The organism is Ruegeria sp. R8_1, from assembly GCF_017743815.1.
GTDB lineage: Bacteria > Pseudomonadota > Alphaproteobacteria > Rhodobacterales > Rhodobacteraceae > Ruegeria > Ruegeria lacuscaerulensis_A.
Map to the genome: position 1 here is coordinate 23,566 of NZ_JAGHRL010000008.1, position 13,681 is coordinate 37,246.

Below are 13,681 nucleotides of genomic sequence, written 5' to 3' on the forward strand. Positions count from 1 at the left end.
CGAATGTGGCCGCTTTGCATCCCTTGGTGACTGCGCTATCGGGCATGCATGAAACTGATTATCGACACTGATCCCGGCATCGACGACGCCATGGCCATATCTTATGCGGCGGCGGCCTCGGAAATTGATCTATTGGGGCTGACGACCGTTTTCGGCAACACGCATGTTCACCAATCCAGCCGAAATGCGCGTTACCTTTTGCATCGACTGGCTGTAGAAGCACCGGTCGCCGAAGGTGCGCCTTTCGCGATGGGTCGGGCCGATCACGCGCCATCCGAGCGTGTTCACGGTCCCGAAGGCTTTGGTGACTTAACGGATATTCCAGAGGTAGGGACGAACCATTCGCTGGACGCCGCGGCATTCCTTGTGGAAATGGCGAAAGCGCATCGTGGTGAATTGGTGGTCTGTGCCGTGGGACCGCTGACCAACATCGCTGCAGCAATGCGCTTGGACCCCGATTTTTCGCGCAATATCATGCGGTTGGTCATTATGGGTGGGGCCGTGTTTTGCCCAGGTAACATTACCGAACACGCCGAGGCTAACATTTACCACGACGCGGCCGCAGCGGATGAGGTGTTCTCTTCACCTCCGGATACTGTTCTGGTCGGATTGGATGTCACGCTAAAAACTCTTTACGAAACCGCTGATTTCGAAGCGTTGGCGAGACGATCTACGGATATTGGCGGGTTCTTGCGGGATATCTCTCGGTTCTATCTCAATTTCTACAAGGAAATCGGGGGTCTTGAGGGGTGTGGGCTCCACGACTCCACGGCTGTGATCGCCTGTACGCATGATGGGATGTTCGACATGGTTGAGACCGGGGTAAAAGTTACCACAGCTGGCTCTGAAATCGGTGCCACGCGCCCAGACCCCTCTCGCCCGCCAATCCGAGTTTGCCGCGATGTGGATGGGGCAGGGGTTGTGCAGCTGTTTACCGAGCGCGTCGCCTCTCTTCCTTGACGGGTTGCATTGGGCGCGCGGATCGGGCAAACGCTGCCCGGTTCAGCGACCCCGAGGCACCGAATGACCGAACGTTTCTCTTTTGACCTGCAGGCCACCGATGGCAAAGCCAGAACCGGAGTAATCAACACTCCGCGTGGTGAAGTGCGTACTCCGGCCTTCATGCCGGTCGGAACGGCGGCGACGGTCAAGGCGATGATGCCGGAAAGCGTCCGTGCGACGGGTGCGGACATTCTGCTGGGCAACACCTATCACCTGATGTTGCGTCCCACCGCCGAGCGGATCGACCGTTTGGGAGGGTTGCACAAATTCATGAATTGGGATCGTCCGATTTTGACGGATTCGGGCGGCTTTCAGGTCATGTCGCTGGCCGGGCTGCGCAAGTTGACCGAAAAGGGTGTGACGTTCAAATCGCATATTGACGGCTCCAAGCACGAGTTGACGCCGGAACGGTCGATGGAGATTCAGCGGCTTTTGGGCTCGGATATTGTTATGTGCTTTGACGAATGCCCTGCGTTGCCTGCTGACCGAGACCGGATTGCCTCGTCCATGCGGCTGTCGATGCGATGGGCGCAGAGATCCCGTGATGCCTTTGGCGACCGTCCGGGCCATGCGCTGTTCGGCATTCAGCAAGGCGGGCTAGAGCAGGATTTCCGCGAAGAATCTGCCGAAGCGTTGAAGGAAATCGGCTTTGAAGGTTACGCCGTCGGTGGCCTGGCCGTAGGCGAAGGGCAAGAGGCCATGTTCGATGTGCTGGACTTTGCGCCGGATATGCTGCCGGTCGACAAGCCGCGCTACCTCATGGGCGTCGGCAAACCTGATGATATCGTAGGCGCAGTCGCACGCGGTATTGACATGATGGACTGTGTTCTGCCCTCGCGTTCCGGCCGAACAGGGCAGGTGTTTACGCGGTATGGTGTGGTGAACATCAAAAACGCCCGTCACGCCGACGATCCGCGACCGCTGGACGAGCAATGCAAATGCCCGGCTTGCTCGAATTATTCCCGCGCGTATCTTCACCACGTGTTCCGTTCGAACGAGATGATCTCGGGGATGCTGCTCACGTGGCACAATCTGCATTATTTCCAGGATATCATGCAGGGAATGCGCGACGCCATCGCAACTGGAACATTCGAGGCATGGCAGGCCGAGTTCCACGCGCAGCGCGCTCAGGGCGATATTGAACCGATTTGATGCCGCACATTGCGTCAGTTGTGTTAAAATCGGTGGATATTCCGGCGCGGTGCCTTGCAGTCCGAAAAACCTCGGGTCATTCTGGATCACGACATACGGCGATGAGGTTGAAATGGGGTATTTGAACCCCACCTTAATCGTCCAAACAGGAGACGGTCGGGCGTTGCCTTAATAGGGACCAGTACCGTCTTGCCAATGATAAGGATTGAGCATGCAAGAGCCTCTGAATTCCTCATACCCCGTACTTCCGCTGCGCGATATTGTGGTTTTTCCACATATGATCGTGCCGCTGTTCGTGGGTCGGGAAAAATCTGTTCGCGCACTGGAAGAAGTGATGCAGGACGACAAGCAGATTTTGCTGTCCAGCCAGATTGACCCGGGTGACGATGATCCCTCGATTGACGGGATTTACCGGTCGGGTGTGCTGGCCAATGTTTTGCAACTGCTGAAACTGCCCGACGGCACCGTCAAGGTGCTGGTCGAAGGGCAGGCGCGGGTGCAGATCACCGAATTTTTGGAAAACGAAGATTTCTTCGAAGCTCGTGCTGAATATCTGACCGAGATTCCCGGTGACGTGACGACGACCGAGGCGCTGCTGCGCACCGTCGCGGATGAGTTCGAGCGTTACGCCAAAGTCCGCAAGAACATCCCCGAAGAAGCGCTGACCGCCGTTGGTGAAACCACCGAGCCTGCCAAGCTGGCCGACCTGGTTTCGGGCCATCTGGGCATTGAGGTTGAGCAAAAGCAGGAACTGCTTGAGACGCTCTCGGTTAGTGAGCGGCTGGAAAAGGTCTATGGCCTGATGCAGGGCGAGATGTCGGTTCTGCAGGTCGAGAAAAAGATCAAGACCCGCGTCAAATCCCAGATGGAGAAAACGCAGCGCGAATATTACCTGAATGAGCAGATGAAAGCCATTCAGAAGGAACTTGGCGATGGCGAGGACGGCAGCAATGAAGTTGCTGAACTGGAAGAGAAAATCGCCGAGACCAAGCTGTCTAAAGAAGCGCGCGAAAAGGCCGAAGGTGAGCTGAAGAAGCTCAAGAACATGTCGCCCATGTCGGCCGAAGCCACCGTCGTGCGCAACTATCTGGACTGGATTCTGGCACTGCCGTGGGGCACCAAATCCCGCGTCAAAAAGGATCTGGGTCGCGCGCAGGACATTCTGGATGCCGATCACTACGGCCTTGAAAAAGTCAAGGAACGGATCGTCGAGTACCTAGCGGTTCAGCAGCGTTCGAAAAAGCTGAAAGGCCCGATCCTGTGCCTTGTTGGCCCTCCGGGTGTGGGTAAAACGTCTTTGGGTAAGTCGGTCGCCAAAGCCACGGGGCGCGAGTTCATTCGCATCTCGTTGGGCGGTGTGCGCGACGAATCTGAAATCCGCGGCCACCGTCGGACCTATATCGGCTCGATGCCCGGTAAGATCATTCAGGCGCTGAAAAAGGCAAAAACCACGAACCCGCTGATCTTGCTCGATGAAATCGACAAGATGGGGCAGGATTTCCGTGGCGACCCGGCCTCGGCCATGCTGGAAGTGTTGGATCCGGAACAGAACAGCACGTTCATGGACCACTACTTGGAGGTCGAATATGACCTGTCCAACGTGATGTTCCTGACCACGTCGAACAGCTATAATATGCCTGGGCCTCTGCTGGATCGGATGGAGATCATTCCACTGGCTGGCTATACCGAGGAAGAGAAATCCGAGATCGCCAAGCAGCACCTGATCAGCAAGCAGGTCAAGAACCACGGCTTGAAGGCTAAAGAATTTGAGCTGACCGATGACGCGCTGCAATCCATTATCCGCACCTATACCCGCGAGGCAGGCGTGCGGAATCTGGAACGCGAGATCGCCAAGGTTGCCCGGAAGTCGCTGACCAAGATCATCAAGAAAGAGGCCGAATCCGTTACGGTGACGCCAGACAATCTGGATGACTTCCTAGGTGTACCCAAATTCCGATACGGCTTGGCCGAACAGGATGATCAGGTCGGTGTTGTCACTGGTCTGGCATGGACCTCTGTTGGTGGCGATTTGTTGCACATCGAGGCGCTGAAACTGCCGGGTAAAGGTCGGATGAAGACCACGGGTAAACTGGGCGATGTGATGAAAGAGTCCATCGATGCAGCCTCGTCCTATGTGCGGTCCATCTCACCGCAGATCGGTGTTAAGCCGCCGAAATTCGACACGCTGGACATTCACGTCCACGTGCCGGATGGGGCGACGCCAAAGGATGGGCCTTCGGCAGGTCTGGCGATGGTCACATCGATCGTGTCCGTGCTGACAGGTATTCCGGTGCGCAAGGACATCGCCATGACTGGCGAAGTCTCGTTGCGCGGTAATGCAATGCCGATTGGTGGTTTGAAGGAGAAACTGCTGGCAGCTCTGCGTGGTGGCATCAAAACGGTTCTGATCCCCGAGGAAAACGAAAAGGATCTGGCCGATATTCCGGATAACGTGAAGGAAGGGCTAGAGATCATACCTGTCACGCATGTCTCTGAAGTGCTGAAACAGGCTTTGGTCAGCGAACCAGAGCCGATTGAGTGGGACGAAGCGGCCGAGGAAGCCGCTGCCGCTGCGGCTAAGGCTTCTGATAATTCGGCGGCTTCTGCAACGACACACTAAATTGAGAATGCTGTGGAAAGGGCGGAGTGAAAACTCCGCCCTTTTTCTATTCGGATTACCAAAGCCCTGGGGCCTTTTTATGAATCGCAAAAAGGAAGAATGGTGGGTGATAAGAGATTTGAACTCCTGACATCTTCGATGTGAACGAAGCGCTCTACCACTGAGCTAATCACCCGTAAGGCGGCGTACTACAGCGACTTTGAAACTGCTGCAAGAGCCATTTTGTAGGCGAAAGCCCCGAGGTAAACTCGGGGCTTTTGACTTTACAGTCCCGGCAAACCCGGGAGTTGGGTCAACACTCCGCGACGACCGAATGTGGTGCCACGGTCGTTGCCAAAGTTTACGCGAACGCCGACAGTCACATAGGCTTCGTTTGAGCTGCCTGACACAAGCGGGGACGAGATATGAGCCACCCCTAGGTTGCCATAGACTTCGGCATTGTCGGCCGCCGCGTAGGACGCGCCGATCGCGAACAGGTTGAAGTCCAGTGCGCCTCCAAAGTTGTCGACGATGTCGAAGCTGGTGCTCAGTTCCCAAGCGTCGGTCAGCTCAGTCTTGGCCGAGATTCCGAACAAGGTGCCATCTAGGTCCGAAGCGTTGGTCAGATCCTGACGTCCCAGGTACCCTTCAATCTCTGCGGGTCCAGCATCAAATCCAGCTTCGATCCCGTAGAATTCGAAATCCGCATCATCTAGGTCCTCCTGGCCGTAGAATAGGCCGAAGGACGCGTTGTTGGCGGTGTGCAAGTTGCCATGCAAAGTCCAGTTGGTTGCGGTTTCACTCAGGTCTTGAAATCGCTGTACGCCAAGGTCGAGTTGTGCGCTAAAGGCGCGGCTAAACGCCAATTCTGCAGCGCCGTTTAGGTTGTAGGCATCACCAAAGTCGGTGTCAGTAAATGTCGAGTAATCCAAATTCAGGTAACCACCGGAAAATTCCGCGGCCTGTGCGGCTCCGATTGTTGTTGATGCTGCCAAAATACTGCAAATAATACGTTTTTTCACGCTTCTGCTCCGTTTGTTTGTTTTGTTTGCTAAAGGTCAAACTATGACCTGATGAGCAGTCGCCGCTTTATCTAGGTGGTGCCTGAATGTGTATCTACACAGACCGAATTTCAGCCTGTGTGGCGAGGGTGACACAGGTTCAGGTTGTGCTGTCTGTACGCCGGTCACAGTTGTATTTCTAACGACGAGATGAAGGGCAATTCCGCTAACACTTTTTCTTTCAGAGGCAATAGGCTTCGCGGTAAAATTTCCGAATTCGGAAAAAACTTCAAAACGCCGCTTGACGCTGCCCGAGCAGAGCCATAATACACCCCAACGTTCAGCAACGAACGGGCAGCGGGCGGTTGTAGCTCAGTTGGTTAGAGTACCGGCCTGTCACGCCGGGGGTCGCGGGTTCGAGCCCCGTCAACCGCGCCATCGCTGCCATCCTTGGTCCAGGTTAAAGGCCACGAAAATAGATGCGCGGTTGTAGCTCAGTTGGTTAGAGTACCGGCCTGTCACGCCGGGGGTCGCGGGTTCGAGCCCCGTCAACCGCGCCATTTATTTCATCGAAACTCACCCTGATCAGTCAGATAAGCGCCACTCTTGGCGAACTGCGCGCACGTTCTGTCAGGAGAGTTCGGCAATAATCCGTTCGTTCACACTTTGTTCTAACTTTTCTGTTGGAGACTCAGTGATGCTCGCCTATTTCTAGGTCACTTGCGTGTAGGGGGCCAAAATGGCTGAGCTGAAGAATATCGAGGTGCGCGGCGCGCGCGAACATAACCTCAAAAGCATTGATGTGGATATTCCGCGCGATCAGCTGGTGGTGATCACCGGTCTGTCGGGCTCGGGCAAGTCGTCGCTGGCCTTCGATACGATCTATGCCGAGGGCCAACGCCGGTATGTGGAAAGCCTGTCGGCCTATGCGCGGCAGTTTCTGGACATGATGGAAAAGCCCGATGTGGATCACATCAGCGGGCTGTCCCCGGCGATCTCGATCGAACAGAAGACGACCTCGAAGAACCCACGCTCGACCGTCGGTACCGTGACCGAGATCTACGACTATCTGCGCCTTTTGTTTGCCCGCGCTGGCACGCCCTATAGCCCCGCCACCGGCCAGCCGATCGAGGCGCAGCAGGTGCAGGATATGGTTGACCGCATCATGGCGATGGAGGAGGGCACACGCGGCTATCTGCTGGCCCCCATCGTGCGCGACCGGAAGGGGGAATATAAGAAAGAGTTCCTTGAACTGCGCAAACAAGGTTTTCAGCGTGTAAAAGCTGATGGCGAGTTCTATGAACTCGATACCCCGCCCACTTTGGACAAGAAGTTCCGCCATGACATCGACGTGGTCGTGGACCGCCTTGTTGTGCGCGAAGGGATGGAGACACGGCTGGCCGACAGCCTGCGCACCGCATTGGACCTGGCGGATGGCATCGCAATTCTGGAAACCGCCCCGAAGGAGGGCGACCCCGAACGTATCACCTTCAGCGAAAACTTCGCCTGCCCGGTCAGTGGCTTCACCATCCCCGAGATCGAACCGCGACTGTTTTCCTTTAACGCGCCGTTTGGGGCCTGCCCGGATTGTGATGGGTTGGGGGTTGAGTTGTTCTTTGACGAACGCCTCGTGGTGCCGGACCAGACGCTTAAGCTGTATGACGGTGCCTTGGCTCCGTGGCGCAAGGGCAAGTCGCCGTATTTCCTGCAGACCATTGAGGCCATTGCGCGGCATTTTGAATTCGACAAGAACACGCCGTGGAAAGACCTGCCCAAGCACGTGCAGCAGGTTTTCCTGCGCGGCTCGGGCGATGAGGAAATCCAGTTCCGCTATGACGAGGGCGGCCGCGTCTATCAGGTGACACGCAGCTTTGAGGGCGTGATTCCCAACATGGAGCGCCGCTATCGCGAAACCGACAGCGCGTGGATCCGTGAAGAGTTCGAACGCTATCAGAACAACCGCCCGTGCGGGGCCTGCGAAGGCTACCGTCTGCGGCCCGAAGCGCTGGCCGTCAAGATCGCGGGCCTACATGTGGGGCAGGTCGTTCAAATGTCGATCCGTGAGGCTTTGGCATGGGTCGAAGATGCCCCCAACCATCTGAGCGTGCAGAAGAATGAGATCGCGCGGGCGATTCTGAAAGAGATCCGTGAACGCCTTGGTTTCCTGAATAACGTGGGTTTGGAATACCTTACGTTGTCTCGCTCAAGTGGCACGCTTTCGGGCGGAGAAAGCCAGCGTATCCGTCTGGCCAGCCAGATCGGCTCGGGCCTGACCGGGGTGCTTTACGTATTGGACGAACCTTCGATTGGTCTGCACCAACGCGACAATGACCGGCTGCTGGGGACGCTCAAGAACCTGCGCGATCAGGGTAATACGGTGATCGTCGTTGAGCATGACGAAGAGGCCATCCGCGAGGCCGATTATGTGTTCGATATCGGCCCCGGCGCAGGTGTGCATGGCGGGCAGGTGGTCAGCCACGGCACGCCGGAACATATCGCGGCGGATGCGGCCTCGATGACCGGGCAATACCTGTCGGGCACGCGCGAAATTGCTGTGCCGACTGACCGGCGCAAGGGAAACAAGAAGAAGCTCAAGGTCGTTAAGGCCACCGGGAATAACTTGAAAAACGTCACGGCAGAATTTCCGTTGGGCAAGTTCGTCTGCGTGACTGGCGTGTCCGGCGGCGGTAAATCGACCCTGACGATTGAGACGCTGTTCAAAACAGCCTCGATGCGATTGAACGGCGCGCGCCAGACGCCTGCTCCCTGTGAGACGATCAAGGGTCTGGAGCATCTGGATAAGGTCATCGACATTGATCAACGACCTATCGGGCGGACTCCGCGTTCAAATCCAGCGACTTACACCGGGGCCTTCACCCCGATCCGCGACTGGTTTGCTGGTCTGCCCGAGGCCAAGGCGCGGGGGTACAAGCCCGGTCGGTTCAGCTTTAACGTCAAAGGTGGTCGGTGCGAGGCTTGTCAGGGCGACGGCGTTATCAAGATTGAGATGCACTTCCTGCCCGACGTCTACGTGACCTGCGAGACCTGCAAAGGCGCGCGGTACAATCGTGAGACGCTTGAGATCAAGTTCAAGGGCAAGTCCATTGCCGATGTCCTTGATATGACGGTGGAAGACGCGCAGGAGTTCTTTAAGGCCGTGCCCTCGATCCGCGATAAGATGGATGCGCTAGCGCGTGTTGGGCTGGGCTATATCAAGGTGGGTCAGCAAGCCACGACCCTGTCCGGGGGTGAGGCGCAGCGGGTGAAGTTGTCCAAGGAATTGTCAAAACGCTCGACCGGGCGGACGCTTTATATTCTGGACGAGCCGACCACGGGTCTTCATTTCGAAGACGTCCGTAAGCTGTTGGAAGTGCTGCATGAACTGGTCGATCAGGGCAATACGGTCGTGGTGATCGAGCACAATCTGGACGTGGTAAAAACCGCCGATCATATCATCGACATTGGCCCCGAAGGCGGTGACGGAGGTGGCGAGATCGTCGCCACCGGCACGCCCGAGGATGTGGCCGCTGTCGAGCGCAGCCATACCGGTCGGTACCTAAAACAGATGTTGAACCCGGAACAGGTTGCGGCCGAATAAGTTAGTATTGCGCGTGTCTGAGCATGTGCCAATGTCGCAGCAAGGGTGGAAAGAACAGGAACACAAAGCCGAAGTTTACGTAAGCGAATACTGTCATAGGCAACCAAAGCGCGACTCCGATCAGTCCTACTAGCCCGGCAATTCGTGTCGCAGTCACTGGTTTGACCATGCGGTTAAGGACAGCGTGAAACAGACGGCCACCGTCCAACGGCATCAGGGGCAACATGTTGAATACCGCCAAAAACAGGTTCAATTGGGCGGTCACGACCAGAACCCAGCCCAGTTCGGGTGAGGTGACGAAGGGTTCCAGCAGTGAACACAATGCCCAAAGCGTCAGGTTGACGATCGGCCCCATAGCGACGATCAATTCGTCTTCGTAGGATAAGGTCGAGCGGCGATGTTCGCAAAACCCGCCACCGCCATACAGGACGACGCGATTGACAGGGATACCCTGTATCAAGCACCCCCAGGCGTGCCCAAGCTCATGCAACAGGATTGAGGTCAATAAAATGGCCACAAAACCAAGCGCATAGGGCAGGGATTCGGGATCAAAACTGAACCCCACTATGAGCAAAACTAGAAAAATCAGACTTTGGTTTAACTGAATGGGTACGTTCCACGGTCCGCGGAACTCAAAAATCGAATTGTCATTATACATATTCAATCCTCGCAATAATGAGAATTGAAATGACGCTGAATTGCGTCAAAAGTAGGGAGCTAACGCAGAGGTTGTGTGACTTAGTAAAGGATATCCGCAACGGCGCCGATCAAGTTCAGTACTTTGCGGGTCTCGGGATCGACCCGGTAGACATAGTCCCCGGCGCGGACATATGACCCTCGGTTCAAGCCATAGCGGTACGGATCATTGATCCAGCGGTAATCGTTGTTGATGAAGTCACCGTTGCGATACAGCTTTTTTGCCTGTCCAGGTGGAACGCAGGGGACATTTTTCTTGGCCAACCCCGGAGGACAATGCCCAGCCTTGCCTTTGGTTTGAATCACAGGTTGCGAGGGTGCGCGAAAGACCTTGTCGGCGTTTTTACCGTTGCCTGCCATCACCGCTGCGGGCGCTGCGACAAACATGGAAGCAACCATTATTACTTTCAAAACACGGGACATAGAAACCTCCGGCACACGAACTGATCTACGCCAATAGATGGCGTTCCGATCAGAGCGGGTCAACTCCGTGGGCAGTTTGTCGCCCACGGGCGAAGGTCAACTTCTTCCTCGTTTTTCAAAACGGGGCAGCATGGCAGAGAAATCCTTGCCCAAACCGTCTTCGGATTCCACGAATTGCTCATAAAGAGCCGTGGCCGCCTGACCAAGTGGCGTATCCGCATCTGAACTTTCCGCGGCCTGTTGACTGAGGCGCAAGTCTTTGAGCATCAGTTCGGCGGCAAAGCCGGGCTGGTAGTCATTGTCCGAAGGGCTGGAAGGGCCGACCCCCGGTGCGGGGCAATAAGCGTTCATTGTCCAGCTATAGCCCGAGGATGTGCTGACTACGTCGAACATCTTTTGCCGGTCCAGACCCAGCTTATCAGCCAGCGCAAACGCCTCGCAGGTGGCAATCATGGTGACACCGAGGATCATGTTGTTGCAGATCTTGGCAGCCTGACCGGCACCGGAGCCACCGCAATGCACAGCCTTTTGCCCCATGATTTCGAACAGGGGGGCAGCCTTGCCAAAGGCGACATCACTGCCGCCTGCCATAAAGGTCAAGGTGCCGGCCGCAGCACCTCCGATCCCGCCGGATACGGGTGCGTCCACTGCCAAGACACCGACTTGTGCAGCCTGCTCGGCCACGGCGCGGGCGCTGTCGACATCCACGGTCGAGCAATCAATCCAAACCGAACCGGAATTCATCGCTGTCAAAATTTCATCCGCCACGGCCCGCAGGATCTGGCCGTTCGGAAGCATGGTGATAACAATGTCGGCACCGCCTGCAGCCTCAGCGCCCGATGCGGCAAGGGTCACGCCGTTAACACTCACATCCGCCATATCAAACCCGACAACGTCATGGCCGGCTTTCGCCAGATTGGCAGCCATCGGATTCCCCATGTTCCCAAGCCCGATAAATCCGATCTTCATTCCTCAATCCTCCTAGAATGTCAGTGCTTTTGCGCCCATTGGTTGAAGCATCCTCGATACCTCGACAATGGGTACGTTCTGATCGGGGTGCCTCCAGCGCGGAGTGCGGTCTTTGTCGATAATCTGTGCGCGAATACCTTCCAGAAAGTCACCGTGTTCCATCGCACGACTTGTAAAGCGGAACTCGTGTTCCAGCGCCTTCTGGATAGTGAGGCTGGGGGTGCGCAAGCGATGCAGGATCTCGATACAGCAGGCCATAGCCAGCGGTGAACCCCTGTTGATCAATTTAAGCGCGGCGGTTGCGAAGTCCGTTTCTCCGCCTTTGAGGCTATTGAGGATGTCTTGCAGCCTTTCGCCGTCAAAATGCGCGTCGATCTTGGTTTGCAATCCGGCCAACACGCCCTCCGGGGGTGTTTGGGCGTGGGTGGTCAGAAGGCTGGCGTCTCCGGATGCTTCCAACAGTTCGATCAAGTCCGACCATTGCGCCATGGGGATGAAGTGATCCGCGAAACCTGCGAAAATGGCATCATCCGGGCCCATCCGATGACCGGTCATGCCAAGGTATTCGCCGACTCGTCCCGGCGCGAGCGACAGCATCAGCGAGCTGCCGACATCCGGAACCAATCCGATCCCGCATTCGGGTAGGGCGATCTGGCTACTTTCGCCAACAATCCTGTGGCTGCCATGACAGCCAATGCCAACGCCACCGCCCATAGTGAACCCTTGCAGAAAGCTGACAACGGGCTTTGGGTATTCAAAGATCAGCGCGTTCAGGCGATACTCATCGCGCCAAAACGTCTGGCCGTAAGCATAGTCACCGTTCTTGCCGGTCTCGTACAGTTCCGCAATGTCGCCGCCAGCGCAGAATGCCTTGTCGCCTTCGGCATCCAGAACAATAAGATCAACCGAGTCATCTTCACGCCAGTTGCGCAAAGCAGTGTCTATGGCCATGCACATGTCATAGCTGAGCGCGTTTAACGCTTTGGTCCGGGTTAGTGTGATCCGTCCGGCACGACCGGTGGTGCGAATGTCGATATCAGCCATGGCCCCCTCAGCGATTGGCGAGCATCTGGCGCGACACGATCACGCGCATGATCTCATTCGTGCCTTCCAGGATCTGATGCACGCGCAAGTCGCGGACCAGCTTCTCGATCCCGTAATCTGCCAGATAGCCATAGCCGCCATGCAGTTGCAGGCATTGATCCACAACTTTTGATCCGGTCTCGGTCACGAATTTCTTGGCCATGGCGCAGAACTTGGTGGCATCCGGCGCGCCCTGATCCAGTTTCCAAGCGGCTTGGCGCAGAAAGGTGCGCGCGGCCTGCAACTCGATCTCCATATCGGCCAGACGGAATTGCAAAGCCTGAAACTGGTCGATGGACTGACCGAACGCCTGCCGTTCGGACATATATTGCAGCGTCATATCCAGCCCCGCCTGCGCAGCGCCCAACGAGCATGAGGCGATGTTCAGCCGTCCGCCATCCAGCCCCATCATCGCGTATTTGAATCCATCGCCTTCGACACCGACAAGGTTTTCGGCCGGGATTTTGCAATCATCGAACTGCACTTGTGCTGTGGGTTGGCTTTTCCATCCCATCTTCTGCTCCAAAGCGCCGAAGGACAGGCCGGGGGCGCCGTCCTCGACATAGACCGTTGAGATTCCCTTGGGGCCGTCCTGTCCGGTGCGCACCATGCAGACATAAGCATCGGAATACCCGCCGCCCGAGATAAATGCCTTGGTCCCGTTCAGGGTGTACCCTTCATTGCTGCGGTCCGCGCGGGTTTTCAGAGCAGCCGCGTCCGAGCCCGAGCCCGGTTCAGTCAGACAATAGCTGAGGACGGTATTCAAGCTGAGAACATCGGGCATGATGCGGGCCTTCAGCGCGTCCCCGGCAAAACTGTCCAGCATCTTGGCGCACATGTTGTGAATCGACAGAAACGCAGCAACGGACGGGCAGGCCATCGACAACGCCTCGAACACCATGGTGGCATCCAGACGCGACAGACCAGAACCTCCACTGTCTTCAGAGACGTAGAGGCCGCCGAATCCAAGCTCTCCGACGCGGGGCCACAGGTCTTTGGGGATGGTGCCTTCGGCCTCCCACTGCCGAGCGTAGGGCGCGATGTTCTCCTGCCCGAACTCATAGGCCATGTCGAAGATCGCAGTCTGCTCTTCGGTCAAAGCGAAATCCATGGCTTCCCTCCCACGCCGACGGATGAATTGAACGAGTGTTTATTTCC

The 13,681-nt window shown here is 56.6% G+C and carries 10 protein-coding genes and 3 tRNA genes; 6 read left to right on the forward strand and 7 right to left on the reverse strand.

Annotated features, from left to right (window positions below; all coding sequences use genetic code 11):
- Nucleotides 1–48: 48 nt before the first annotated feature.
- The 3 genes from J7380_RS17000 to lon all read left to right on the forward strand — a co-directional run bounded on the left by J7380_RS17000 (nucleotide 49) and on the right by lon (nucleotide 4,774).
- A complete protein-coding gene (locus tag J7380_RS17000) occupies nucleotides 49–960 on the forward strand; it encodes a nucleoside hydrolase (protein ID WP_209196913.1) in 912 nt (303 codons plus the stop codon).
- Nucleotides 961–1,023: 63 nt separating this feature from the next.
- The gene (tgt, locus tag J7380_RS17005; RefSeq protein WP_209196914.1) at nucleotides 1,024–2,154 is read left to right on the forward strand and encodes a tRNA guanosine(34) transglycosylase Tgt; all 1,131 of its coding nucleotides are present in this window, start codon (nucleotides 1,024–1,026) and stop codon (nucleotides 2,152–2,154) included.
- Nucleotides 2,155–2,365: 211 nt separating this feature from the next.
- The gene (gene lon / locus J7380_RS17010) at nucleotides 2,366–4,774 is read left to right on the forward strand and encodes an endopeptidase La (protein WP_209196915.1); all 2,409 of its coding nucleotides are present in this window, start codon (nucleotides 2,366–2,368) and stop codon (nucleotides 4,772–4,774) included.
- Nucleotides 4,775–4,874: 100 nt separating this feature from the next.
- On the opposite strand, the gene J7380_RS17015 is transcribed toward lon, so the two are convergent.
- A tRNA-Val gene (locus tag J7380_RS17015) sits at nucleotides 4,875–4,949 on the reverse strand.
- 88 nt (nucleotides 4,950–5,037) lie between these two features.
- Nucleotides 5,038–5,775 (reverse strand): porin, encoded by a 738-nt coding sequence (locus tag J7380_RS17020; RefSeq protein ID WP_209196916.1) that lies wholly within the window; start codon nucleotides 5,773–5,775, stop codon nucleotides 5,038–5,040.
- A 340-nt stretch (nucleotides 5,776–6,115) separates the two neighbouring features.
- Here J7380_RS17020 and J7380_RS17025 point away from each other — a divergent pair.
- The 3 genes from J7380_RS17025 (at nucleotide 6,116) to uvrA (ending at nucleotide 9,352) form a co-directional block, all read left to right on the forward strand.
- Nucleotides 6,116–6,192, forward strand: a tRNA-Asp gene (locus J7380_RS17025).
- Nucleotides 6,193–6,237: 45 nt separating this feature from the next.
- Nucleotides 6,238–6,314: transfer RNA gene (locus tag J7380_RS17030), tRNA-Asp, on the forward strand.
- A gap of 179 nt (nucleotides 6,315–6,493) precedes the next feature.
- The gene (gene uvrA / locus J7380_RS17035; RefSeq protein WP_209196917.1) at nucleotides 6,494–9,352 is read left to right on the forward strand and encodes an excinuclease ABC subunit UvrA; all 2,859 of its coding nucleotides are present in this window, start codon (nucleotides 6,494–6,496) and stop codon (nucleotides 9,350–9,352) included.
- 1 nt (nucleotide 9,353) lies between these two features.
- Here the strand turns inward: uvrA and J7380_RS17040 are convergent, their stop codons facing one another.
- From J7380_RS17040 to J7380_RS17060, 5 genes are all read right to left on the reverse strand, one after another.
- Nucleotides 9,354–10,010: a site-2 protease family protein gene (locus tag J7380_RS17040; RefSeq protein ID WP_209196918.1), complete on the reverse strand. Its 657-nt coding sequence runs from the start codon at nucleotides 10,008–10,010 to the stop codon at nucleotides 9,354–9,356.
- Between the two features lie 80 nt (nucleotides 10,011–10,090).
- On the reverse strand, nucleotides 10,091–10,471 hold the full coding sequence (locus tag J7380_RS17045; protein ID WP_209196919.1) for a hypothetical protein: 381 nt from the start codon (nucleotides 10,469–10,471) through the stop codon (nucleotides 10,091–10,093).
- A 96-nt stretch (nucleotides 10,472–10,567) separates the two neighbouring features.
- Nucleotides 10,568–11,440 carry a 3-hydroxyisobutyrate dehydrogenase gene (gene mmsB / locus J7380_RS17050; RefSeq protein ID WP_209196920.1) on the reverse strand — a complete coding sequence of 291 codons (873 nt, stop codon included), beginning with the start codon at nucleotides 11,438–11,440 and terminating at the stop codon, nucleotides 10,568–10,570.
- A 12-nt stretch (nucleotides 11,441–11,452) separates the two neighbouring features.
- Entirely contained in the window at nucleotides 11,453–12,484 is a 1,032-nt protein-coding gene (locus J7380_RS17055; RefSeq protein ID WP_209196921.1) for an enoyl-CoA hydratase/isomerase family protein, read from the reverse strand.
- Between the two features lie 7 nt (nucleotides 12,485–12,491).
- Nucleotides 12,492–13,634: an acyl-CoA dehydrogenase family protein gene (locus J7380_RS17060; RefSeq protein WP_209196922.1), complete on the reverse strand. Its 1,143-nt coding sequence runs from the start codon at nucleotides 13,632–13,634 to the stop codon at nucleotides 12,492–12,494.
- Nucleotides 13,635–13,681 lie beyond the last annotated feature (47 nt).